The sequence below is a fragment of the Pseudoalteromonas sp. A601 genome, assembly GCF_002165575.1.
Lineage (GTDB): Bacteria > Pseudomonadota > Gammaproteobacteria > Enterobacterales > Alteromonadaceae > Pseudoalteromonas.
The window spans coordinates 1-23,702 of record NZ_MXQF01000028.1; the positions used below are offsets into that span (position 1 = coordinate 1).

Here is a 23,702-nt window from a genome sequence, read left to right on the forward strand (position 1 = left end):
ACGGCGCGCATAATAGGTGTTACGGAGTTGATTGTAAAGCCCTATTAATGAAAAAGAGAAAATTAGTAATATTGCTTTGGACGCTTAGCAATCCACGAGCAAACTAAACATACTAATAAACTTAAAATGGCAAAACTTAAACATTGAAATATTAGGTCAAATTTATTCAAATCATCACTTGGCATGATCACTAATACAAATGCAGGCAAAATACTCAACATTAATACATAAAAACACACTTTAAATGCACGACCAAAATCAAAACGGCGTGTACGCTGCATCCACCAAGTTAGTACAACTAAAATTGAAATTGAAGAAATAGCCACTAAATGAGGAGTTTGCGTACTAAAAGCGGTATAAAGAGTCAGCACGGAACCGACTACCCCCCATAATGACCAGGTTAGCCATTTTTCTTTTTCACGTAAAAATAAATTTCCCATTGTTCTCGTCTTCTTTATTGTTATTGTTAAGACATTCCATACAGTAACAAAAAATAACAGATTAAAAAACAAACTGAAGAAGAATATAAACAATTGCCTCCTAGCACTCTTCACAGTCTGCAGCTAATATCACCATATCAGCTGCTAGCTTAATAGAGTATGACTGATTAAAAAGTATTAAGTTCCTTTGTCTACTATAAATTTGTGAAAAAGTGCTCTGGTTTATGTTTTGCTGCTTTTTTACAATCAACTTCAGGGGTACCTAAATATAAATACCCCACTATCTCATCTAACTCATTTAAGCTTAACTGTGCTTTCACTTGCTCACTTTGAGCAAAATAACCTGTCCGCCAAACACCACCTAAGCCTTGTGCAAATGCGGCTTGTTGCATTGCTAAAACAGCACATCCAGCACTTTGTACTTGCTCTATTCGCGGTACTTTCGGGTGTTGTTGGTATTTAGCAATAGCAATAATGATCATCGGTGCGCGCAGAGGTAATTCCTTTGCTCGTGAAATCACTTTCTCATCTTGTTGTTCTGTAACTGCGCTTTGATAATATATTTCACCTAAGCGATCACGCCCTTCACCTTGTACAACAATGAATTGCCACGGAGCGATACAACCATGATCAGGCACACGCAGTGCAGCTTGCTTAATAATGGCTAATTGTTCATCATTCGGCGCGGGCTGTGTTAAACGAGGGTCGGATTGTCGGGTCAATAAAAGCTCAATAGCATCCATAATCATTCTCAAAAGTAAAAAATGTAGCATACCATTGATGATTTATTGAAGTATAGGTGCGAGTAAGTCAGTAAATAAGTTAACAACACAATATGTTTAAAATTAAAAGCCAGAATACAAAGAAGCATTAGGGTCTCAATACAGTCACACTATTGTCGTGCGGGTAACCTATTAGCTACTCAAGCATCGCCTTTAATTTTGTAACGTAAGCGAATAAAATAGCTAATGTAGTCGCTACCAGTGTAGTGGTTGCAAAAGCATACACTAAGCCAAGTGCTGTGCCCCATGTGTTAATTGCATTAACGGTTGCAACGATAAGTAATGCTATACCTATACATCGAAACAATAGATAGGTGCTTTTTTTTAAGCGCCGGGCTTGACCAATGACATCATTGTAATGACGTTGCAGTGATAAACTCAGCAGTGTAAAGCCCAATAATTGCAGTATTATTTGCAGTAATATCAGCATATTTAAATACCTTTTACTGTTTGCTTTATATGTGAGTTTGAAGAAGTAATAACACTTCGCTTTTGCAGCACAACCGCCGCAAAAGCAAAACACCCAGCAAAAGTCAGCATACTTAAGTCAAACCCCAGCATTAACCAATCGCTACTTTGTAAGCTTGCTAGCATACTGTGTTTAGTTGTCAGCATATTAACCAGTGGTATCAAGGCATAGGCCGCAGCTGCCAACCACAGCATATTTTGCCAGGCTTTTTCTGGGGCTCGCACCAGGCAAAAACAACAACACAGCGCAAATACAATAAATAAACTATGCATTTCCCACTGGGCACGACTAGCCATTTGAACAGGTAATAAACGGTTTGCCCAAAAGTAAGCGGCTATGGCAATGGGTAAGCCAACAACCACAGAAGCGTTGAGCTTGTCTATCACATTGATAAACCTCGTTTGCTGCTTTTTACGTTTTTGCACCCAAATAATCATTCCAGTTGCAATCATACCCGCCCCGAGTAAGCCTGATAGAAAGTACAACCATCTTAAGTAAATATCAGCAAATGTGCCTTCATGTAGATGCTCCAGCACATCATATACCTCTGCTGCACTATACTTTTTACCTGTGGCTTGCTCTATTTGTACTTTGTTTTCAACAACTCGATAGGTGATCAGCGTTGCAAACTCAATGCCCTCTTGCGCATCAAACCACACTTCAAACCCTGGCTGCTCAGAATTACGGTCTATCAAGCCTAAATAACTCACTGCCTGATCTTTAAAGCGTGATTTTGCATCAATTAATGCAGCTTCAAGTGATAAATTCTCAGCAGGTAACGCTATAAATTGCGTTTTTGTGTTTTCTGCTTGTGTTTCATCATACAACTGGCGATGCATTTTTTGGCCTTCACCATAGGTTGCATCAACAACAGGCGCAAATGACACACCCATTAATAAAATAAGCCCGCTGTATGTAATCATCAAATGAAAAGGCAGTGGCAACACACTAAAGATGTTATGAATATCAAGCCAGCTCCGTAGCCCCTTGTTGGCACGAAAGGTAAAAAATTCGATAAATATTTTTTTATGAATGATCACCCCTGTAACTAAACCAATCAGCATAAGCATGGTCGCTAAGCTGGTAACTAAATAACCAACAACCACAGGGACATAATGTAAATTGTAGTGCAATCGGTATAGTGTTTCACCGCCACTGGTTTCTCTGGTGGTTATAAGCTCACCGGTATTAGGCGCAAGGTTTTTTTCATGCCATTGCCTACTTGACCCAGTCTCTTTATTTGCTGGTTGCAACCACGAAATATCAATATATGGATCACGCGTTGAGGGGTAACTAATATACCACTGAGTTGCGTCTTGTGCATTGGCGGTGAGTTGCTGCTGCGCCACATTTAAAATAGTTAAGTCATCAATTGGCTCATTGACAATGGCTATTTCTGGTTTCATCCAGCGGTCTATTTCATTTTCAAAATAGCCTACAGTGCCCGTTACAAAAATAAAAAACAGTAACCAAGCAAATGCAAAGCCCGACCACGTGTGTAGCCAGTTCATGGATTGTCTAAATCGCTGTTTCATACTACTGCGGCCCCTGCAAATAGTAATTTAAAAAAATAAAGTAAAATACATAAACCACCTACAACGGCAAAAGCGCGTATTGTTGTTTTAGTGGCAAATACAAATAACACAGTGATTAGGTAAAAAATAAAGCTAAGCATTAACCCTGTGATAATACTGTTTGTTTTATCGTTCAATAAATGATTACCAATCAATATTGCGCCAAGCATTGCCACAAGATAGCCGCCAACTAACGCAGTAAGCACACGAATAGTTACATCGATTGCAGTGAGGTGTTTTTTTGTCAGATTCATTGATTAGCGGTAGGTGCTTTATTAAAGCACCTACCTCATTCAGGAGTTAAAATTTATATGACACGCTCAGGCGGATATCACGCCCAGGCTCTTTAATACCTACAACACTTTCATAGCCAGGTATGTGGCCATAGTCAGCAACGCTGCCGTGGCTTAAGTAAGATTCGTCAAGTAAGTTTTGTACTGATAAGTCAAACCTTAAATTTGTAAGCGGCTCGTAGGTTACATAGGCATCAAATAAATCGTACCCTGGCTTATTAATTGTTTCGAGTTCGCTCATCCACCCCAGCTCAATTGAACGGTGGAATACTTCTATATCATTGAGGCCCGCAACATGGTTATAGTTTAAACCAAACTTAATTTGCTCATTCACATGGTAGTTAAAGTTAACATTAATAGAGTCGCCAATTGCGTTACCTAAACCGCCGTACTCGTAAGCGGCCATTTGAATGCCGTCGAAATTAACAGTGCTGTAAGTAGAAGCGTCATTGGCATCCGGCCACACAAATGAGGCGTTATTTAATTCAACATCGTTATGACTATAACTTACGATAACATCGAAATTATCACCTTGATAACCCGACACAAGTTCAAGGCCTTTGGTTTCTAAATCACCTATGTTTTCGTAAAATACCCCTTCACGGCCTTTAAATTTATCAAACACCACATCATTAATTACACTTAAGTAAAGTGATGCTTCAAACAACCATGTACCGTCGTTATAGACTAAGCCAAGTTCAGTGTTATCAACCTCTTCTGGTGATAAGTCTTGATTTGGTGTAAGCTCGCCAACAGTAAAGGCATCAGCTACTTGTCTGCCTCTAAGTGCTTGCGCATACCCAGCAGATAGCTTTAATGATTCTGTAAAGCTGTACTCAAAACCGATGTTGCCACTGACTCCATCTTGCTTATCTGTTGAGAATCCATCTAAGGTTGTGACAGGTGCACCACTGGCATCGGTTTCTACAATCCAGTTACCATCAACTTGTACCCAGCTAACTTCGACACCACTGTGATCAAGTTCATACGCGTCATAACGCGCACCAAAGCTAAGTAATAGGGCATCACTTAATTGCCAATGGTCTTGAATATATACCGCGGTCACTGTGCCTTCTTCATCAAAAATCCCACCAAAATCTTCATAAGACTGCGCATGCACTTTATCGACTTTCTGCTCAATACCGTATGTTAGCGTATGCATACCTAAATCACTGGTATTGCGAATATCAAAACCCGTTGTTTTTATTGATGCATCCCAAGTATAAAGCTCACGTTTAAATGACGACTCAGTTTGGTAAATCGTTGTTTCCAAGTTTACTAAACTATTTAAGTACCACGCATGATTTAAAACGATGGTTTCACGCTCTCCCCACGACATAAATAGTGGATCACTTTCAAGTGGTGCCCAGTTGGTTTGTTTACCAAACTCCCCCTCTTCTTTACGGTTTTCGTAACTAAGGGTAAGGTTTTGATTTTCTGTCAGCTCGGCGTTAACCTTTATAAATGCAAGGGTTTGATCGGCTGCTGTACCCGGTATTTCTTCGCCATCACCGTCGTCCATATTCTCGCGGTTAACGTTTACATAGGATGCTAAAACACCCACTTTATCTGTGAGTTTTCCGTATAGAGAGAGGCTTTCTTTATGACCGTCATTGCTAAAGTAGCTCGCCTTGGCAATACCACCAAATTGCTCATTATCACTGAGTAAGTTATCAGCACTTTTTGTTTTAAAGCGAATAGCGCCGCCAACAGCACCTGTACCGGATGTTGCTTCACCGGCACCAGCTTGCACTTCTACACTTTGTAATAGTTCAGGTTCAATCGCAACACGACCAATATGATGAAACAATGTACTGGTTTGCGGTGCACCATCAACGGTTACATTGACCATTGAGTCTTCCATACCACGTACAAATATTTTTTGTGCAATGCCTAACGAGCCACCAACGGTGATTGATGGGGTATGACGGAAAATATCTTCTAAATCGTTTGCTTGGTAGTTTTCAAGCTCAAGAGGTGTAATTTCTGAATTTGTTGTAGCACCCACAACTGTGATTTTTTCTATTTTCTTTTCTTTTTTAGACTCTTGTTGATCAGCCGCATTGGCATTGAAGCAAAGCGCTACCACAGCACTGGCAATACTGGTTTTTACAAACGTTTTATTTATTAATACAGATGGCATGAATTGGGTCTCAAATAAGTGTTAAATACTTAATTAAGAATTATTACCATTTAAGTTCACTGATGATACAACTTTTACAATTGTTACATTTAAGAAATAGGAATCATTATCACAACAGATAGACCTTCTAGTGTCTCATTTTTTGCCGTGACTGTTCCCCTAACACTATTCAGGTGGCGTTTTGCAAGGGCAAGGCCTAAGCCAAAGCTGTCATTTTCAGCCATTCTAGAATTATCAACACGAAAAAATGGATTAAAGATCCGATCCAAATATTGTTCAGGGATACCAGGGCCTTGATCAATAATCTCAATACAGTAGTAATCATTAGCCTGCGTTAATTTAACCCAAACATATTTACCTTTTGGTGTATAACGCAACGCATTTCGAATTATATTTTCAATGGCTGGACACAGAGCTCTATGACTAGTATTTTGAATCAGAGCATTGCTTGGTGTATCTAATGAAATATTACGGTCTGGAAATTCAAATTTTGCATCCTCAATCAGCACATCGAGCAAATCAACCAAATCAACGTCTTCTTGTTGAATAATAGGTTCTTCATTTTCTAGCCAAGCTAACGTTAACGTATCTTCTACCAACTTACGAATATGTTGTGATTCTCTCGCTATACGATCTAAATGATACTGGCTTTCTCTCTCTTCAAAGCTCTCAACTGCAATATCTAGTCGTGTTAATGGTGTACGTAATTCATGGGATAGATCTGAAATCAGTTGCCGTTGATTTGAAATAAGCTGACCTATCCGACTTGCCATCTGATCAAATGTGGTGGCTAAATGAGATAACTCGTCATTTCGACTACCTAGATGCTTTCTAACTCTTACATCAAAATCACCCTTACTGAATGCTGTAGTGGCTTTATCTAACTGTTTTAATGGAGTAATTATATGCCTATACAATAAGATAGAGAGTAGAATTAATACTGCCATAGGCGCAATTATTTGCATCAAAAGTCTCGTTGTTCGCCAATATGTTCCAGGTCTCATTCGCTCTGGTAACTGGATCAAAAAACTGCCAGTACTACTTTTAAATGGTAGCTCCATTATTGGATTGTATTCAAAATATAGATGAATTTTCCAATCAACACTGCGTCCAAAATGATAAGCTCCAACGATGTGTTTTTCCGGTTTTTCACCCGCTAGATGTTCTATTTTGAAACGAACAACAGAAACTCGGGTATTTTCTGTCGTTCTTATTGATTCCAGTAAAGCTTCTAACTGATCATGTTGATTAGATAGATAAAGTTGCTCAACCTGCTTTCCCCATGCCTTCAACTGATTCCGGTCTTTATCTGCAATAAAGCTCATACCTTCTTCTGTTTTAGATGTTAAAGCACTTAATGCATAAAAAAAAGCAACCAAGCCTATAGCAATAATCAAGCACAACTTCCAAAGTAATTTACGCTTCATTTAAAGCAGTATCCTTTACCATGTACTGTTTGTAAGCGCTCTCCTAGCCAGTTTGCTTCTGTTAGTTTTCTGCGTACTCGGCTCAAGTGCATGTCGATACTGCGATCATAAGCGCCTAATTTTTTATTGAGTACCGCCTGATATAAGTCTGCTTTGCTGACTATTTGATTTTGGTGCGACACAAGCTCCCAAAGCAATTTAAACTGTATAGGTGTGAACTCAAGCTCTTCACCATTTACATTAATAACTTGCTTGGCAGCATTCAGCATTAGGCCATCAATGCTTATTTCTACTTGGCTATTAGGCTGAACGCTGGTTTGACTACGCCTGAGTAGGCTTTCAATTCTAAGTAGCAGTTCTTGGGTGTTAAATGGTTTAGCAACGTAGTCATCTGCACCATGGCTTAAGCCTAAAATCCGTTCTTCCTCAGCGCCTTTGGCTGAAACCATAATAACAGGCTGTTGACTGGTTTCGCGCAGTGTTTTTAAAAGTGATACACCGTCTAACTTAGGGAGCATTTTATCAAGTAAAATAAGATGATGCTGTTGACGTTGAGCTATTTCTAAACCAGTTGAACCATCAAAACACTGCTCAACACAGTAACCTGATTTAACCAATAGATCGGTGAGATAATTATTTAAGATATTATCGTCTTCAATTAATAAAACTTTTATTTTCGCCACTGGAGCACCTAAAATTAACACAAACGATAATTACTATTATTTTTATATTAATCATTGCGCTTAGCGATGTAAATAAGGCATAGGGCTTTAAAATAAAAAGCGCGGCTTTTCGCCGCGCTCAGATGTGAGTTTTAGACTGGGATTATTTTATAATTCACTCATCCCATTGCGGCGAAAACTCTGGGCTAGCTTGCCTATCGCCACAATCGAGCGCATTAATACGATCGATATCGTCGTTATCCAATTTAACTGAATCATCAAAATTATCTTTTAGGTTTTCACGCTTAGTAGATGATGGAATTGTGGTCATGCCATTGGCATTTATCCACGCCAGTACAACTTGGGCAGGCGATGCATTATGCTTTTTCGCAATATCGAGTACCGTGTCATCTTTAAGTACCTTACCCACTACAAACGGCATATACGCTGTTACATGAATATCATGCTGCTGACAAAAAGCACGCAGCTTAGTATTAGTAAGATAAGGATGAACTTCGATTTGGTTAGTGAAAATTTCACGGCTATCAAGTGTTTGCATTGCTTCATTCAAATTAGCAATGGTGAAATTTGATACGCCTATATGTTTTGTTAAGCCCAGCTCTTTGGCTTTCTTCAATTCGGTTAAATATTCGCTCATAGGCTCACTATTACTCGGTGAAGGCCAGTGGATCAATAATAGGTCTACTTGTTCAACCTGAAGCTTAGCTAAGCTTTCTTTGACACTGTCGATAAAGCTCGCTTTATTTAACTTATCGTTCCATACCTTGGTCGTAATAAATAATTCTTCACGCGCAATGTTACTGTCTTGTATAGCTTGTCCAACCTGCGCTTCATTGCCATATACTTGCGCTGTATCTATATGCCTAAACCCTACTTCTAGCGCCATACTTACCGAGTTATAGGCCGTTTTACCTTCTAAGCGGAACGTACCTACACCTAAGTCAGGCATTTCAATTACGTGCTGAGTCATAACATCTCCTTATAACATTAAATTAAATAAGTGACTGTGGTCGTAAACATGTATTTCAAGTCATGATGACAAACAATCACTGAATGTGCCCTTAAGTAGCCGTTTTTGATTTATCAATATGGCCGGCCAAAAATGTCGCAGCTAAAGCAGTCAAACAAATAAGCGCACCTATCCATGCTGTATCTTGTAACGATAAATGCTCAACCACAAATCCACCACTTATTGAGCCCAATGCGATGCCTACGTTAAATGCCGCAATGTTTAAACCTGAAGCAACATCAACGGCTTTTGGTGCATCTTGCTCAGCAACTTTCACTACATACAGCTGTAATCCGGGTACATTACCAAAGGCAAATGCCCCCCAAATCAGCACTGTTGCAACAATCAGCCAAGGTGAGTTCATAGTAAATGTGAGTGCAAATAGAATCACAGTCAGGCCTATAAATACCACTTTTAATGCTGAAATTGGTCCATGTTTATCCGCCAGTTTGCCACCATATATATTACCAATAGCCACAGAAACACCGTAACCCAACATAATTAAGCCAACGAAGGATGAACTAAATCCGGCTTGTTGCTCCAAAATGGGTGCCAGGTAAGTAAATGCTGTAAATGTACCGCCGTAACCTAAAATAGTGATTAAATACACCAGTAATAAACGGGGCTTAAGTAATACTTGTAGCTGATCCTTAACGCGTGCAGGCGTAGATTTAGCTAAATTATTTGGCACTAATATGATGCTGCCCACCAACGCCACTAAACCCAGTAATGAAACAGCTAAAAATGTACTACGCCAGCCAAATTCTTGACCAATCCAGGTACCAAGCGGCACTCCAGTAACCAAGGCTACCGTTAGCCCGGTAAACATAATTGCAATCGCACTGGCTGCCTTATCTTTACTTACTAAACCTGTGGCTATCATAGAGCCAATAGAGAAAAACACACCATGGGCAAGTCCCGTTAATATCCTTGCTACAATGAGCGTTTCGTAACTAGGTGCAAGCCAAGCGAGTAAATTGCCCATGATAAACAACGACATTAACGCAACTAATACAGTTTTGCGTTGCCAATGCCCTGTAAGCGCAGTCAATACAGGTGCCCCTATTGCAACACCCAAGGCATACAAGCTCACCAACAGTCCGGCAGAAGGTAGGCTCACGGCTAAATCGTTAGCGATTGTTGGCACTAAGCCGACAATTACAAACTCGGTTGTTCCTATCGCAAATGCGCTCAAAGTAAGCGCCCATAATGCCAATGGCATAATAAAATCCTCAGTAATTAAATGAAAAACAGAGTGTGGGCGAATATTTGTTTGCAAAAAACAGCCTTAATGGCAAAATACTTTTGTCGAAAATGATAAAGTGATTACAATGAAAGTTAAAACTGAAGATCTTGAAGCATTCTTAAGTGTGGTTGATGCAGGGAGTTTTTCTGCCGCGGCGCGTATCTTAGATGTACAAGTTGCAAAAGTATCACGCTCAGTGAATCGACTGGAACAGACCTTACAAACAACTTTGCTCAACAGAACAACCCGTCGTATAGAGCTAACCCAAGAAGGTCATGTTTATAGAGAGTTTGCCCGCGAAGGGATAAATCAAATATTAAAAGGCAGTGAAGCGCTATCACTACTCGATAAAAAACCCGCAGGACGTTTAAAGGTAGATGCCGCAAGCCCTTTTGTGCTGCACCAAATTACTCCCTTGATTGCCGGCTTTAATGAGGTTTACCCTGATATCACACTCGATTTAGCATCGGCTGATAACATTCATGACTTACTTGAATACAAAACTGATGTAGCCATTCGAATTGGTTATTTAAAAGACTCAAACTTACATGCCCGCCTACTTGGTAACAGTAAACTTTATCTGGTTGCAAGCCCACAATACCTTGCCCGTAATGGCTCAGTATTCAACACTGATGACTTAAACAAACACAAACTAATTGGCTTTAGTAACAACAAAGCTCTAAACCAATGGCCATTAAAAAATTTACCCGATCTGCGCTTTAGCATTACTGCCAGCAGTGGTGAGACAATTAGACAACTGTGCCTTGAGCATCAAGGGCTGGCATTGTTGTCAAATTTTATGATTAATAAAGATATAGCCGCAGGACGGCTGGTGCAGGTATTAACGAGTGACATAATAAGCCCAAACCCGCGCGAGACTGTTAACGCTGTTTATTACAAAAACAGTGCTGTTTCATCACGTATTACTGCATTTTTAGACTTTATACAGCCAAAACTCACTTTATAAGCTGTTATTCTTGATGCTCGAATTGACCGCGATACACCTCAAATACTTTTAACACAGTGTGCTGTGCTTTATTGAGCCCATCAAACCACGTATCAAACAAATCATCATCATCTTGATCGCTCAATGCCAAATACTGTGCAAGTAACTCCACAATGTCGTTATGAGTGCAACTAAGTGGATCAATTTGCTGAGCGAGTAATGAATTATCTTTGCTTCGTAGTGTATCCATCACGCTTTGATCTATCTGCTGACTTTGCTCATCGGTGCTCTGTTGAATGTGTTCGCTCATGCTAAAGCTTGCCTCCTTTTGCTCGATTACATCCTATTTATAACAGGCTAAATGCCAATAGCCAGTTTTTTTATACTGACTGCTCATCTTTTGACTTGTTTGTATAAATTGCAAACAAAAATGTTATTTAACGAGCAAAATACTATTTGCAAAAGATTCTTATTTACTATAAATTATAGTTATACTATCATATAACATGGAGTTCATTATGAAACCAAATATTCACCCTGACTACCAAACTGTTGCTTTTCACGATACAGCTGCTGACAGTTATTTTATTATTGGTTCAACAATAAAAACGAACCGCACTATTGAGCTAGATGGTAAAACCTACCCTTATGTGCCGATTGATGTGTCGAGTGATTCTCACCCGTTTTATACTGGTAAGCAGAAGACAGTCGCTAGTGATGGCCGTGTAGCAGCGTTCAATCGCCGCTTTAAAAACCTCGCGACTAAATAGGAGAGCTCTATGAAAGTATTAAGCTCGTTAAAAAGTGCTAAAAACCGCCCAGGCTGCCAAATTGTAAAGCGCAAAGGCCGTGTGTTTGTGATCTGTAAAGACAATCCACGCTTCAAAGCTGTGCAAGGTATGAAAAAGAAAGGGAAAAAGTAACGTGCCCGTGAGGGCGTTGAGCAATTTGTGCGCTTTATTATAACGCGCACAAATAAACGATGGGGCTACTTACCAAACAATAACTCCCAAAACCCTGGTGGCTCATGTAATTCATGATACTGCTTACGCAAGCCATCAATCGCTTTTAAAGGTTTTTTCGCTGCCTCTACCCCCTCACTATTAGCAAGTTGTTTTGCCAACTTTGCTTTCGCTATTACTTTATCAAGTCCTTGCAGTGATTTTTGTACTTCTTTATTAAATCCAACAACTTTGCTTTGTTCTACTAGCGTTATAAATTCATCGATCGCCAGATTAAACTCGTGCAGTTGCGTTGCTTGCACGCTTTGCTTATAAGCAAGGCCCATATTTTTCATGTTGGTTTCTAAGTTATTCTCTTTAACAGCGAAGACACTTTGACTAAATAGTAATACGAACACACACAAAATTGCTTTCATTAAATAAAACCCTAAAGGTTGATGGCGACAGATATGCTAGAATGCATATTATATAGCACTCTAGTTAGAAATATAGCCTTCCCTCAAGTAAGGTTGTTATGTATGCTCTAGTCCTACAAGGATTTGTTCGTTTATTAATTAATTAAGTGAGTTCAAATGCCTTTATCCCGGTTATCTACATACCTTTCATGTTTTTTTATACTGTTAAATTCATTTAACGTTTATGGCTTAAATGTCACTTTCATTAATCCGGGATTCTCTAATACTGCTGATGGTGATAACAATACGGGTAACTTTTGGTTTAAAGTATCTAACCAAATACAAAATGTTGCCGATGATTTAGCAATAAATTTGACTGTAAAATACGCTAATCGAAACCATATTTTAATGAAAGAACTGATCCGCCAAGCGGTCATTGATAATCCTGACTATCTAATTTTGGTTGATGAAAAAAGTGTTGCTAGTGAATATTTAACCAAATTGAATACCAAAGACATTCCTATCTATTTTTTACTCAATAAGCCAGATCCCGATAAGCTCGCTACTCTACACCGTGATGACTTAAACATTATCGGTAGTGTGATACCTGACAACTATAATGCAGGTAAAGATCTCGCTCATCTACTTTTTAACAAGCATACATTAACATCTAATCAGCCAGCTAATATGCTTGCTTTATTAGGTGACTATACCACTGCGGCCTCTATCGAGCGTGCTCAAGGCTTGCAAAGATTTGCAGAGCAAAAACAATCACTCAATATTGTTGCCCAAGATGTCGCAAATTGGTCAGAAGATGAAAGCTACATTAAAACCATGGCTTTTTTACAACTTGCACCTGAAATTAATATTATTTGGTGCGCAAATGACGCGATTGGTTTTGGTGCTAAAAGAGCCATTAAAAAACTAAAAAAACAAAATATTTTAGTGGGTGGTGTGAATTGGGATGCCCCGCCAAAAGATTTAACGCCGTTAGATGTTTCTCTCGGTGGACATGTTCTGTTAGGGGCTTTAGGGCTTATTACAATTTATGATCACCACCAAGACCCCATTAAGTGGCCCGCTTCCCACCAAGTTACTGCTATATTTAAACCGCTTTCCAGTGAAAATAAAGAGCTGGCTAAACGTATCAATAACAATAAGTTAAAAGACATCGATTTTCGCATGTTCAGTAAAACATCTGCTTCGTGGCGGCCATTTACAATTGATAACCTATTAGATGCCGCTAATTATTAGGGCTTTAATTAACTCACTAACTAAAAACCCTCAACCTGTCTACCCTTTTAAACATAGCGTTATTGTTTATTTGATAACCATAATGCTTGATAAGGTTCAAGTTCAAATGTCTGTAAATCTTTATCTAAGGCTTGAGCCGATATAAGCTCAAACCATTGCTCGGTGTCAATTAAATTAAGATCAGCTAAGACCAATGTTTGGGGTTCATCGCTAATGTTATAAACGCAGAATATACTTTGTCTGCGATCGATACTTTGCCGCCAAAAACCAAACAACGCCCCCGTTAAATGCAGTGTAAATTGCGTTGCATTAGGGTGAAAAGCATCTTGCTGCTTACGTATCGCCAATAAGCTATTAATACGAGTAAAGACATGATAATGATGACTTGTTTGATCTGATAGTTTTTCAAGCAGTGCTTTCTCTTGCCAGCGATGACGGTTTATGCAGCGATTATGTTGGCTATTTTCAAATCGTTCATAATCATTGGTTGTACCAAGTAAACTATGGATGTATAAACCAGGGATCCCTTCTAAGGCAAACATAATAGCGTGAGCACACGCAAAACGCTGCAGCCCCCATTTATCAACTCCTTTGTGTGTACCTTGTAAAGCATCAAATAATGCGATGTTCAATTCATAGGGTGAACTGGTGCCATTATTTGCGGTTCGCATAGAAACCTTGCCACCAAATCGACTAATGGTATTAACCATTTGACCAAGTTGTTGCTCATCAAGCAACCCCTCTGCTGGGCGTAAACCAATACCGTCATGTGAGGCGATAAAATTAAAGTAAGCAGTCCCATTTTGTGCCGGTGGCATGCTCATCATCCAGTGCTTTAGTGCTTTGCTATCGCCACTGAGTAAGGTATGTAATAGTAATGGAGGTAAGGAAAAATTATAAATACAATGGGCTTCGTTGGCATTACCAAAGTAAGATAAGTTTTCACGGTTTGGAATATTCGTTTCCGTGATAATAACTGCACTTGGTTCTACATGTTCTATTAAAGTCCGTAATAAACGAATCACTTCGTGTGTTTGCGGTAAATTAATGCACGAAGTGTTCAGCTCTTTCCACAAAAAGGCCACTGCATCCAGTCGAAAAATCTTTACTCCATTGTCTAAATAGTGGCGAATAATCCCCACAAACTCATTAAGGACTAATGGATTTGCAAAGTCTAAATCGACCTGATCTGGACTAAAAGTACACCATACATGACGTTCACCTAGGGCTGTTTGTACCGTGTTTAATAAAGGGGACGTTCTTGGCCTGACAACGCCAGATACATCATCCGTTAAGTTCGCAGTTTTAAAATAACTCAGACCAGGCTCTTTACCTTGTATAAAATTTTCAAACCAACGGCTTCGGCTTGAACAATGGTTGATCACTAAATCCGCCATAAGTTTTACATCTTGAGCAATACCTTGGATATCTTCCCAGCTCCCTAACGACTCATTAACTTGAACATAGTTCATTACCGCAAAGCCTTCATCTGAGCTATACGGATAAAATGGTAATATATGTAATGCGTTGATTGTTCCTGCACATTGATTTTTCATAAACCGATGTAAGGTATGCAAAGGCGGTTCGCTCGGTACAGCTACCGCCTGATCTGCATCTTGATAACGCATAATAGAATCGCCATATGCGATAAGAATAACGTCTTGCTGATCCCAGCGATTTTTATGGGGCGTTGGGTCGCGTACTGGATCATCTTTTAACATGGTGGTGATCAACATGCTAGCTAGCGTATCAATACTCATACATAGATCAACACCTTCGTATATGCTTGCTAAATGCTGTTCAATCCGTTGTTCAAATAACGCTTTACTCATACCCTACCCCATTTTTTATGCTGAAAACTCTTTATTATCAAGCTCTACCGCTTCTTCTAATCGTGCGAATACATCTGGCATGGCAGACGCTACGCGGTTCCAACTTGGCACAAAAGGCGCTTCCATTGGGTGTTGTAAAAAATGTTCGCCAGCATTCATGATATTTTGCGCGAACATTTCGACTGCTTTTTCTTCTTGGTGAATATCTAATGTAAGACCATTCATCATCGCATCATTGTGATATGTTTCAATAAAGTCCAACGCAATGCGGTAGTATGTTGCTTTGAGTGAGCGAATGGTTTCGGTAGTAAATGTAACACCCTGTGTGGCTAGTTTTCTAAATAATGCTTTGGTAATATCAATCGACATTTTTGATAATCCAGCTGCTTGATTATCCAGTGAAAGTACCTGATGTTTATGGTCATAGTTATCTGCAATATCAACTTGGCACAAACGGTTATGTGAATAGTTACGATACATCTCAGATAATACGCCAATTTCTAAGCCCCAATCACTTGGAATACGAATATCATTAAGTACATCTCGGCGGAACGAAAATTCACCCGCTAATGGATAGCGAAATGAATCCATATATTCCAAATAGTCTGTGCTACCCAAAATTGTTTTAAATGAACGTAACAGCGGCGTGACAAGCAAACGAGACACCCGGCCATTTATTTTGCCGTCGGCTGTACGCGGGTAAAACCCTTTACAGAACTCATAGTTAAAGCGAGGGTGTGCAACCGGATAAATTAAACGCGCTAAGAGCCCTCGATTATAAGTTAAAATGTCGCAATCATGTAATGCGATTGATTCGACCTTTGAGGTGGCAAGCTTATAACCCATGCAATACCAAACATTACGTCCTTTACCTAGTTCTCTTGGCGCTACTCCAAGTTGTTGCAATTCTTTATCGAGAGCTTGTAAACGTGGGCCTTCATTCCATAAAACCCGGTGTGGCTGGTCAAGCTCTGAAAAAAACTGTAATGCGCTGCGGTATTGGCTTTCATCAGCTCTATCTAAGCCGATTGTGATCTGCGATAAATAAGGAACTTGTTTAAGTTCTTTCACTATATTTTGTAGCGCTGGGCCTTCAAGCTCACTGTATAATGAGGGTAAAATGAGTCCCATTGGACGCTGCTTAGAGAAACTCAACAGCTCTGCCTCTAACTCTTCTACCGGACGATCTGCGATGTTATGCAATGTAGTAATTATGCCATTTTGGTAAAAATCAGCCATGTGACGGCTCCTTTGTTGGCGCTAATTGCGCTTTAATAATCTGTAAGTCGGCCACCTCATCAATCCAACCTAAAGGTGCAGGACGTTCACTAACATGCCACGGTTTATGTGCCAATTTGGCTTTAGCCTTGCTGTTTGGGTTAGTAATTAAAATTGCGATATCGGCTTCATCGAGCATTGCCATATCATTTTGGCTATCCCCTAACGCAATCGTGGTAAATGGGTGACGATAATGTATTTTAAATTGGTTTAATAACCAGTTTTGTGCCTGTCCTTTGTTGGTTTGTTTATTTAGATGAATAAAACGTCCACCAACTAATACTTCATAATCAAGTGGTTCCATAAGTGCTAAAAATGCACCTAGCTGCTCATCGTCTCCTTGCCAATATATTGGGTCTGAATATTCTCGTGTCAAAGCAAGTTTACTTTGTTCAACACTTAAACCTGTGAGCTCTGAGACTTCTTGAGCACTCAGTTCACTAAATAAGCGATAGCAGTTTTTAAATTCCCTTGCGTGGCTTATTAAATCTTCATGAAGTTTTGCGCAAGTAGGTGCCAGCGCATAACGCCAATACAGCTCAAGTTCTTCACAGCCAATTGGTTTAATTGGAAAGAAAAATTTGGGGATATAAACCGCTGAACCATTTTCGGTAATAAATGGCTGGTGATGATTTAACATAGCCTGCAAATCCGTCACTTCAGCAAATGTTTTACTGGTATTGAAAACCACTGTCACATCCGCAGCGCTCAGTTTAGCTAAAAAAGGCTTAATTGCGGCACAGTCATAGTCATCATGATTGAGTAATGTGCCATCCAAATCGGTGAATATTAACGGCTGGGGGACTGAGTCTGCTTTTAGAGTCATTGCGCTGATGTCTCTCGCTCCATCCAACGTCAGAAGGGCATCAACGCTTTCGGGCAAAGTTTGCAGGTTCTCACGCGTTATGCGTTCAAAATGAGAAATAAATCTAACCAAACTCGCCTCGTCAAATGTGCCCTTGCCGGTGCCTTTTTTAGCTAATAACTTTTTTTCTTGCTCTAACCGCCAACCATACACATCCTCAAATGAGGGGGCTTGCAGCATGACCGTGTAATCAATTAAGCCAAATACACTTTGATATTCATTAGCTAAACAACTATTTACGCAGCGACGCCAGACTCCCGCTTCATCTTCACTTTCTTCAAGTTGATTAATTGGCTGCTCTAGTTGATAGGGTTGCTGAGCTTTACTTGCAACGCACCAGCCTTCAAATAAAATAATATCAACAGTTTTTTTGTTTTTATGCCATTGCTCTTTCGCTAATGGATCATCCGTTTGTTTGTCAAACTGAGGTAAGGCGATACCACTTTTACCCGCGAGTAAATCAGTTATGGTCTGTTTCATTAACTCGGTATCATGGGTACCTGGCACGCCTCGAGTAGCAAATAATGGGTGAATATCTTTGGCTAAACTAGCACGTTGTTCACGGCTGTAATAAAAGTCATCAATTGAAATACTAATACTATTAAATTCAGTGTTACTGTTTATCCAGGTAACTAAAAAGTCCGCTAAGGTGGTTTTACCTGAGCCCTGACAGCCGTTGACTGCTACAAGTATGGATTGATTTGAAGGCTTTGCTGCAATAATATCTTCAGCTAAAGGAATAAAGAATTGCTCACTTAAATACTGATATTTAAGGGGTAACTGATGCTTTGCTAAAAACGGAGTAATGTCCACTATATTGACCTCTTTACATATCTCACCATCTTCATATTAATAATACTAAATGCAGATAGCAGACCAATATTTAAAATGTATAACTTTTAATAAGTTAAAAAAATAGCGCATATGAAATGCGCTATTTTGGTGCAATTAATTAACGTTATGTTCGATTACTATGCGCTGTTTTGCGCCTTCGGTAATACTAGGTTTAGCACAATACCTAAGATTGCACATAAACTGACGCCCTGCAGGCTGAACTCATTACCACCAATATGCATGCCGCCAATTCCACACACTAAAATAAGTGCAACTATGGATAGGTTGCGAGGGGCGGTGAGATCTTCACCCGATTTAACTAACGAGTTAAGACCAACAACCGCTATTGAGCCAAATAATAAAATCATAATGCCGCCCATTACAGGCACAGGAATAGTCTGTAAACCAGCCCCCATTTTTGCCACAAAGGCCAAAATGATCGCAATTACTGCTGTCCACATCATCACCTTAGGGTTAAAGTTACGTGTCAGCATAACCGCCCCTGTCACTTCAGAATAAGTCGTATTAGGTGGCCCACCAAAAATAGACGCTGCAGTAGTGGCTAGACCATCACCAAACAAAGTTCGATGCAAACCAGGCTTTTTAAGATAATCTTTATTGGTCACTTGACTTATCGCCATCATATCGCCGATGTGTTCAATTGCAGGAGCAATAGCAACAGGCACCATAAATAGCACTGCCTGCCATTTAAATTCAGGCCACGTAAATGCGGGCATAGCAATCCACTGTGCATTACTTACAGCATCAAATTGTACAATCCCAAGAACTAACGACAAGCTATAACCTGCTACCACACCCGCTAAGATAGGAATAAGTTTAAAAACACCTTTCCCCCACACAGCAAAGATTAAAGTCACTAAAAGTGAAAATGCAGCCACCCAAATAGCTTTTTCATAGGCTATCAACTGGATTGAACCATCACCACTTTTACCCATAGCCATATTAACTGCAACAGGCGCCAACGCTAAGCCAATCACCATAATCACCGGGCCAACTACCACCGGAGGTAATATTTTATGTAATGTCGCAACGCCTTTTAGTTTCACTAAAATGCTTAACAGCATATATGCAAAACCTGCGGCCATTAAACCGCCCATTGTGGCAGGCACGCCCCACATTTGTACACACGCAATAATTGGTGCAATAAAAGCAAATGAAGACGCTAAGAAGATAGGAACTTGCCCTTTTGTCACTACATGAAACAGTAAAGTGCCTATCCCTGCTGTAAATAACGCCACATTCGGGTCAAGACCCGTTAACAGTGGCACTAATACAAGCGCACCAAAGGCGACAAATAACATTTGCGCCCCAGTTAAGATAGTTTCTACAGAAAAGGTTGACTCTTGATTCACACTATTTTTAGTCACGGTAATAACCTAAACTGTGCCAAAAATTTTATCACCTGCATCACCCAATCCTGGAATGATATAGCCTTTTTCATTTAAATGTGAGTCAAGTGATGCAGTAAAAATTTCTATATCTGGATGCGCTGCTAATGTTTTTTCTACGCCTTCAGGAGCGGCAACTAACACAATCACTTTGATTTCTTTACAGCCGGCTTTTTTTAGCATATCGATAGTAGCGATCATCGATCCGCCCGTTGCTAGCATCGGGTCAATAACTAAACTTAAACGTTCGTCAATTTTACCAACGAGTTTTTCAAAATAAGGGATAGGCTCTAATGTTTCTTCATTACGTTGCAGGCCAACGACGCTGACTTTAGCTGCAGGTAATAACTGCATAACGCCATCCATCATACCAAGGCCTGCTCGTAAAATTGGCACCACGGTAATTTTTTTCCCTTTTATGTGCTCTACTTCAAGCTTATTACCATCCCAACTTTGAATTTCGACTTTTTCAAGTGGCAAGTTTTTTGTGGCTTCATAGGTTAATAACGTACCCACTTCAGATGAAAGTTCACGAAAACTTTTAGTGCTAATGCCATACTCGCGCATTAGGCCTAATTTATGTTGAACAAGAGGGTGATTTATTACATGAATTGTCATTTTAGTGCCTGATAGAAATTAAACTTGCCTTATTTTAGCGTAAAAATACTAAAGTGACTTTTAAAAAATGCTAACTCATATCAATTTAATTAAGAATGATTGCGATAGTGGAATTAAATACGCAATTTATGTCATTTAACGCAACAATCTATTATCAAATAGAACTTAAACAGGTATAGTTTATTATGTTTTTTTTAAGTATGGCGCATGGCATGAAAAGCCCTTTATTTTTTGCTTTGAGTTTCTTTGTATTATTTGCTTCTTCGATTAGTGCTGAGCAAAAGCAGCTAACTAAGATACAAATAGTAAGTGATTTCATTCCTGAAAATAATAAGGCTGATAAAAATATCGCAAATAAAATTATGCTAACGATTGGGGAACGAATATCCCCCGCTACGGTATTAGAATTTATACCCGCAAGCCGATTACGCGAATGGAAACAGCTACAAACAATGCCTGATGTGTGTTTGTACAATAAAGTGAAAAATAGTGAACGCGAACAAAGTGCCTTTTTCAACCAATACCCAATCATGGCCTTTCCGAGTAATCGATTAGTAATTTACAATCATCCAGAATTATCTCAAGATATAACGTTAGAGGAAGTTATTCAAAAACATAAATTTTTAATCGGTATTTCTGCTGGTCGCTCTTATGGCAAGCACATCGATCAATTTATTGCCTCTCACCCGGATAACTTTGTAGACATCAATGGTGATAAAAGCTCACGACGTTTACATGAAATGTTATTCCAGAATAAGCTAGACGCCATATTAGAGTACACTACGGTGCTTAAAGAACGCTTTAAAAACGACCCTCGAATCGAAAAAACTCGTTTTTTATCAATAGATGAAGAAAGCCACGCAGTATTTGGTTATCTTGCCTGCTCTCGCTCAGAGCAAGGAAAGCTAAACATTGCTACATTTGATAAAGTGTTAAAAGAAACGACAATGCAAAATCAGATCATAAAGCTTCATCAGCAACTTTTTACTGATCCCGAAAGAAGCTTATTAATTTCTGCGTTAAAAGCAAAGTTCAATTTACCACTTAATTAACCTTATTTACTTGATAATATTTGCTCCATCACCCAGCTTGTATGGGTTGCTGAATAGCCTGTAGATGGGTGAATTGTATTATCAAGTAATGCCGATGCCATATTTTCAACATGATACTGCTGAACATGTGTTGGATTCTCTATAGTGAATGCTTGTTGTCCTTGAGCATTGACAACTTTAATTGCTTGCTCATCGAACACACTAAAAGTTATCTCGCCTTTTTCACCATACACAGTAACAATATCAAAGCGTGAAAAGCCGCCAAAATTCCAACTGCCTGAGCCGGTAATTCCACTTTTATGTTGCCAGCAGGCACTAATGGCATCAAACGCGCCATAGAGATTTTGCTGATTGGTAGCGAGTCCTTTCACTGATTGATACTCACCAAATAAATAACCAAACAGATCAAGGCCATGACTGGCTAAATCATCAAAATAGCCACCTGGTGCAATGTCTTTATCTGTGCGCCAATTATAATCCCTGGACTTATCAACTTCGCTAGGGGCTTTACTCAAATGCCAATTTACATGACGCACAGAGCCAATTTCACCAGCATCAATGAGGCTTTTAACTTTATTAAAGCGTGGCAAAGAGCGACGATAATAAGCAACAAATAAAGGAATTTTTTTAGCAGAAAAGGCAGCAAGAATTGCCTCACTTTGCACTAACGTTGGTGCGAGGGGCTTTTCAATACAACAAGGTTTACCTGCTTTTGCTACCATTAAAGCCAATTTCAAATGACTATCTGGGGGCGTGGCAATATACACTGCATCTATTTCATTACTGGCAATCAACTCATCCGCAGTTTTAAACACCAAAGGCACGTTATGACGTTTAGCATAATCTTCAGCAAGAGCGGTATCTCTGCGGGTCACCCCGTGAATAGCAAAGCCCTCTGTGTGCTGATAAGCAGGCCCACTTTTCACCTCAGTCACCGCACCACAACCAATCATGCCCCAACGAATCTGTTTTGTCATTCTACCTTGCTCCAAAGTTTATTTTTGTAATTTGAAATTGTTTACGCATATAGGTATTGATCTTTGTATGTTCTGGGCTCCAACCTGCTAAAAAGCGATAAAAATCAGCCCACGCAACGGGCCAAAGTTCCCGCCAAGCATCAATAACGACGGGCGTAGATTTAGCATGACCAAACGTCTGCATCGCATCGCTAAAGTACTTAAAATAGTTAGCTAAATAATCATCGGCTGTATCGTTTAGCTGCTGTTCGTTCAAACAACTACCCAAAAAGTACATGACATCAACAACACCAACGCCGCCACCGGTATATTGAAAATCATAACCTAAAACGTCCATCGTAGAACAATTAACAGCAAAGTTTGCAAGCTTTGCATCACCATGAATAAGCGTCCTATATTGGCACTCACGCAATATTTTATCTATATTTTTTGCCTGTAGTTTAAGTGCACTATCAGGCATTTTTTCATATTCATCTGGGCGAGTTGCTAAGTGCCAGTAACTGCCTTGTTGCCAAAGACCATCGAGGTTAACTTCAAAGTTAAATGCATGAAAATATGCTAACCATTTGAGAATAGCTGCTATGTGTCGTTGATGTACTTGTGCATTAGTAAAGCCATCTGCTGCAAAATCAGCAAATACTAATACCTTTTGTGGTCCATGCTCTATGGCTTTAAAACAACTAAGCGCCCGAGATTCCTGAGGTAATTGCGGCGCATAATGTAAATACCAATGGTACTCAACATTATAAGAACAACGTTTACGGTTAATCGCAAACTGCGTTTGTGAAATTCGCGGGTGATTAATGTGCTTGGGAACATTAATCGCTTTAATCACACACGCTTTATCGTCCAAACGACAACGTACTATTTCGCCACAACCACTCCATAATGAAGTAATAGTCTCTGTGATTTTAATCTTCTTATAATGAAGACGAATTAAAGGCAGATAAAAAGACATACACACCTACGTTAACAAAACCAATGCGTAGTATGGCATAACTAACTGTAGATAAAATGCTTTAGTCAGTTTGTTAGAGCTATTACAAAAAAAGCCCACACAAAATTGCATGGGCTTTAAGTATAAAAGCGCCCTTACTGCTAGGCGCTTACATTGTTGAATTAAGTTAAATATTACTGATTAACAACACTCTTCAGTGGATTCACTGGCTGTGCGTTTTCGTCAAGTAAGTTCATATCAAAATCAAACTCATCTA

The 23,702-nt window shown here is 39.5% G+C and carries 24 protein-coding genes; 5 read left to right on the forward strand and 19 right to left on the reverse strand.

The genetic code is table 11. The features are described from left to right. Window positions 1-62: 62 nt before the first annotated feature. From B5G52_RS17620 to B5G52_RS17665, 10 genes are all read right to left on the reverse strand, one after another. Window positions 63-440 carry a hypothetical protein gene (locus B5G52_RS17620; protein ID WP_087533958.1) on the reverse strand — a complete coding sequence of 126 codons (378 nt, stop codon included), beginning with the start codon at window positions 438-440 and terminating at the stop codon, window positions 63-65. A gap of 194 nt (window positions 441-634) precedes the next feature. Beyond that, window positions 635-1,183, reverse strand: a complete 549-nt coding sequence (locus B5G52_RS17625) for an NAD(P)H nitroreductase (protein ID WP_087533959.1) — start codon at window positions 1,181-1,183, stop codon at window positions 635-637. A gap of 175 nt (window positions 1,184-1,358) precedes the next feature. Next, a complete protein-coding gene (locus tag B5G52_RS17630; RefSeq protein ID WP_087533960.1) occupies window positions 1,359-1,652 on the reverse strand; it encodes a DUF3325 family protein in 294 nt (97 codons plus the stop codon). A gap of 2 nt (window positions 1,653-1,654) precedes the next feature. Next, entirely contained in the window at window positions 1,655-3,202 is a 1,548-nt protein-coding gene (locus B5G52_RS17635) for a PepSY domain-containing protein (RefSeq protein ID WP_087533961.1), read from the reverse strand. Between the two features lie 20 nt (window positions 3,203-3,222). After that, window positions 3,223-3,519, reverse strand: a complete 297-nt coding sequence (locus B5G52_RS17640) for a hypothetical protein (RefSeq protein ID WP_087533962.1) — start codon at window positions 3,517-3,519, stop codon at window positions 3,223-3,225. Between the two features lie 46 nt (window positions 3,520-3,565). Further along, a complete protein-coding gene (locus B5G52_RS17645; RefSeq protein ID WP_087533963.1) occupies window positions 3,566-5,701 on the reverse strand; it encodes a TonB-dependent receptor in 2,136 nt (711 codons plus the stop codon). An 89-nt stretch (window positions 5,702-5,790) separates the two neighbouring features. After that, window positions 5,791-7,128 (reverse strand): sensor histidine kinase, encoded by a 1,338-nt coding sequence (locus B5G52_RS17650; RefSeq protein ID WP_087533964.1) that lies wholly within the window; start codon window positions 7,126-7,128, stop codon window positions 5,791-5,793. Next, the gene (locus B5G52_RS17655) at window positions 7,125-7,811 is read right to left on the reverse strand and encodes a response regulator transcription factor (protein WP_087533965.1); all 687 of its coding nucleotides are present in this window, start codon (window positions 7,809-7,811) and stop codon (window positions 7,125-7,127) included. The genes B5G52_RS17650 and B5G52_RS17655 overlap by 4 nt, the downstream gene beginning before the upstream one ends. A gap of 154 nt (window positions 7,812-7,965) precedes the next feature. After that, complete coding sequence (gene dkgB, locus B5G52_RS17660) at window positions 7,966-8,781, reverse strand: 2,5-didehydrogluconate reductase DkgB (protein ID WP_087533966.1); 816 nt, start codon at window positions 8,779-8,781, stop codon at window positions 7,966-7,968. Between the two features lie 91 nt (window positions 8,782-8,872). Beyond that, window positions 8,873-10,042 (reverse strand): MFS transporter, encoded by a 1,170-nt coding sequence (locus B5G52_RS17665; protein WP_087533967.1) that lies wholly within the window; start codon window positions 10,040-10,042, stop codon window positions 8,873-8,875. A 103-nt stretch (window positions 10,043-10,145) separates the two neighbouring features. Between B5G52_RS17665 and B5G52_RS17670 the strand changes: the two genes are divergently transcribed. Next, window positions 10,146-11,033, forward strand: coding sequence for a LysR family transcriptional regulator (locus tag B5G52_RS17670; RefSeq protein WP_087533979.1), 888 nt, complete (start codon window positions 10,146-10,148; stop codon window positions 11,031-11,033). Between the two features lie 4 nt (window positions 11,034-11,037). On the opposite strand, the gene B5G52_RS17675 is transcribed toward B5G52_RS17670, so the two are convergent. Further along, window positions 11,038-11,322: a hypothetical protein gene (locus B5G52_RS17675; RefSeq protein ID WP_176372576.1), complete on the reverse strand. Its 285-nt coding sequence runs from the start codon at window positions 11,320-11,322 to the stop codon at window positions 11,038-11,040. A gap of 208 nt (window positions 11,323-11,530) precedes the next feature. On the opposite strand from B5G52_RS17675, the gene B5G52_RS17680 reads away from it, so the two are divergent. Next, entirely contained in the window at window positions 11,531-11,782 is a 252-nt protein-coding gene (locus B5G52_RS17680; protein ID WP_087533968.1) for a type B 50S ribosomal protein L31, read from the forward strand. Window positions 11,783-11,791: 9 nt separating this feature from the next. After that, window positions 11,792-11,935 (forward strand): type B 50S ribosomal protein L36, encoded by a 144-nt coding sequence (gene ykgO / locus B5G52_RS17685; protein WP_087533969.1) that lies wholly within the window; start codon window positions 11,792-11,794, stop codon window positions 11,933-11,935. Between the two features lie 65 nt (window positions 11,936-12,000). Here the strand turns inward: ykgO and B5G52_RS17690 are convergent, their stop codons facing one another. Further along, window positions 12,001-12,390, reverse strand: a complete 390-nt coding sequence (locus tag B5G52_RS17690) for a cytochrome b562 (RefSeq protein WP_087533970.1) — start codon at window positions 12,388-12,390, stop codon at window positions 12,001-12,003. 156 nt (window positions 12,391-12,546) lie between these two features. Here B5G52_RS17690 and B5G52_RS17695 point away from each other — a divergent pair, with 156 nt between their 5' ends. Beyond that, window positions 12,547-13,623 (forward strand): ABC transporter substrate-binding protein, encoded by a 1,077-nt coding sequence (locus tag B5G52_RS17695; protein ID WP_087533971.1) that lies wholly within the window; start codon window positions 12,547-12,549, stop codon window positions 13,621-13,623. 59 nt (window positions 13,624-13,682) lie between these two features. Here the strand turns inward: B5G52_RS17695 and B5G52_RS17700 are convergent, their stop codons facing one another. The 5 genes from B5G52_RS17700 to upp all read right to left on the reverse strand — a co-directional run bounded on the left by B5G52_RS17700 (window position 13,683) and on the right by upp (window position 20,459). Next, window positions 13,683-15,455 (reverse strand): sugar phosphorylase, encoded by a 1,773-nt coding sequence (locus B5G52_RS17700; RefSeq protein WP_087533972.1) that lies wholly within the window; start codon window positions 15,453-15,455, stop codon window positions 13,683-13,685. Between the two features lie 15 nt (window positions 15,456-15,470). Continuing rightward, window positions 15,471-16,694, reverse strand: a complete 1,224-nt coding sequence (locus tag B5G52_RS17705; protein ID WP_087533973.1) for a glycosyl transferase — start codon at window positions 16,692-16,694, stop codon at window positions 15,471-15,473. Continuing rightward, window positions 16,687-18,411, reverse strand: a complete 1,725-nt coding sequence (locus tag B5G52_RS17710; protein ID WP_087533974.1) for an HAD-IIB family hydrolase — start codon at window positions 18,409-18,411, stop codon at window positions 16,687-16,689. The genes B5G52_RS17705 and B5G52_RS17710 overlap by 8 nt, the downstream gene beginning before the upstream one ends. Before the next feature lie 158 nt (window positions 18,412-18,569). Continuing rightward, the gene (locus B5G52_RS17715) at window positions 18,570-19,805 is read right to left on the reverse strand and encodes a uracil-xanthine permease family protein (protein WP_087533981.1); all 1,236 of its coding nucleotides are present in this window, start codon (window positions 19,803-19,805) and stop codon (window positions 18,570-18,572) included. 24 nt (window positions 19,806-19,829) lie between these two features. Continuing rightward, window positions 19,830-20,459, reverse strand: a complete 630-nt coding sequence (gene upp, locus B5G52_RS17720) for a uracil phosphoribosyltransferase (RefSeq protein ID WP_087533975.1) — start codon at window positions 20,457-20,459, stop codon at window positions 19,830-19,832. Between the two features lie 212 nt (window positions 20,460-20,671). Here upp and B5G52_RS17725 point away from each other — a divergent pair, with 212 nt between their 5' ends. Continuing rightward, complete coding sequence (locus B5G52_RS17725) at window positions 20,672-21,511, forward strand: hypothetical protein (protein WP_140394348.1); 840 nt, start codon at window positions 20,672-20,674, stop codon at window positions 21,509-21,511. A gap of 2 nt (window positions 21,512-21,513) precedes the next feature. Here B5G52_RS17725 and B5G52_RS17730 read toward each other — a convergent pair whose 3' ends face one another. Both B5G52_RS17730 and B5G52_RS17735 read right to left on the reverse strand, forming a co-directional pair. Next, window positions 21,514-22,488: a Gfo/Idh/MocA family protein gene (locus B5G52_RS17730; RefSeq protein WP_087533977.1), complete on the reverse strand. Its 975-nt coding sequence runs from the start codon at window positions 22,486-22,488 to the stop codon at window positions 21,514-21,516. 1 nt (window position 22,489) lies between these two features. Next, the gene (locus B5G52_RS17735; RefSeq protein ID WP_087533978.1) at window positions 22,490-23,446 is read right to left on the reverse strand and encodes a kinase; all 957 of its coding nucleotides are present in this window, start codon (window positions 23,444-23,446) and stop codon (window positions 22,490-22,492) included. Window positions 23,447-23,702: the final 256 nt, after the last annotated feature.

Excerpts from the sequence above, each read along its gene's own strand:
- B5G52_RS17620 (WP_087533958.1), bottom strand. The coding sequence starts at position 440 with ATGGGAAATTTATTTTTACGTGAAAAAGAAAAATGGCTAACCTGGTCA.
- B5G52_RS17625 (WP_087533959.1), bottom strand. The coding sequence starts at position 1,183 with ATGGATGCTATTGAGCTTTTATTGACCCGACAATCCGACCCTCGTTTA.
- B5G52_RS17630 (WP_087533960.1), bottom strand. The coding sequence starts at position 1,652 with ATGCTGATATTACTGCAAATAATACTGCAATTATTGGGCTTTACACTG.
- B5G52_RS17635 (WP_087533961.1), bottom strand. The coding sequence starts at position 3,202 with ATGAACTGGCTACACACGTGGTCGGGCTTTGCATTTGCTTGGTTACTG.
- B5G52_RS17640 (WP_087533962.1), bottom strand. The coding sequence starts at position 3,519 with ATGAATCTGACAAAAAAACACCTCACTGCAATCGATGTAACTATTCGT.
- B5G52_RS17645 (WP_087533963.1), bottom strand. The coding sequence starts at position 5,701 with ATGCCATCTGTATTAATAAATAAAACGTTTGTAAAAACCAGTATTGCC.
- B5G52_RS17650 (WP_087533964.1), bottom strand. The coding sequence starts at position 7,128 with ATGAAGCGTAAATTACTTTGGAAGTTGTGCTTGATTATTGCTATAGGC.
- dkgB (WP_087533966.1), bottom strand. The coding sequence starts at position 8,781 with ATGACTCAGCACGTAATTGAAATGCCTGACTTAGGTGTAGGTACGTTC.
- B5G52_RS17665 (WP_087533967.1), bottom strand. The coding sequence starts at position 10,042 with ATGCCATTGGCATTATGGGCGCTTACTTTGAGCGCATTTGCGATAGGA.
- B5G52_RS17675 (WP_176372576.1), bottom strand. The coding sequence starts at position 11,322 with ATGAGCGAACACATTCAACAGAGCACCGATGAGCAAAGTCAGCAGATA.
- B5G52_RS17680 (WP_087533968.1), top strand. The coding sequence starts at position 11,531 with ATGAAACCAAATATTCACCCTGACTACCAAACTGTTGCTTTTCACGAT.
- ykgO (WP_087533969.1), top strand. The coding sequence starts at position 11,792 with ATGAAAGTATTAAGCTCGTTAAAAAGTGCTAAAAACCGCCCAGGCTGC.
- B5G52_RS17690 (WP_087533970.1), bottom strand. The coding sequence starts at position 12,390 with ATGAAAGCAATTTTGTGTGTGTTCGTATTACTATTTAGTCAAAGTGTC.
- B5G52_RS17695 (WP_087533971.1), top strand. The coding sequence starts at position 12,547 with ATGCCTTTATCCCGGTTATCTACATACCTTTCATGTTTTTTTATACTG.
- B5G52_RS17700 (WP_087533972.1), bottom strand. The coding sequence starts at position 15,455 with ATGAGTAAAGCGTTATTTGAACAACGGATTGAACAGCATTTAGCAAGC.
- B5G52_RS17705 (WP_087533973.1), bottom strand. The coding sequence starts at position 16,694 with ATGGCTGATTTTTACCAAAATGGCATAATTACTACATTGCATAACATC.
- upp (WP_087533975.1), bottom strand. The coding sequence starts at position 20,459 with ATGACAATTCATGTAATAAATCACCCTCTTGTTCAACATAAATTAGGC.
- B5G52_RS17725 (WP_140394348.1), top strand. The coding sequence starts at position 20,672 with ATGAAAAGCCCTTTATTTTTTGCTTTGAGTTTCTTTGTATTATTTGCT.
- B5G52_RS17730 (WP_087533977.1), bottom strand. The coding sequence starts at position 22,488 with ATGACAAAACAGATTCGTTGGGGCATGATTGGTTGTGGTGCGGTGACT.
- B5G52_RS17735 (WP_087533978.1), bottom strand. The coding sequence starts at position 23,446 with ATGTCTTTTTATCTGCCTTTAATTCGTCTTCATTATAAGAAGATTAAA.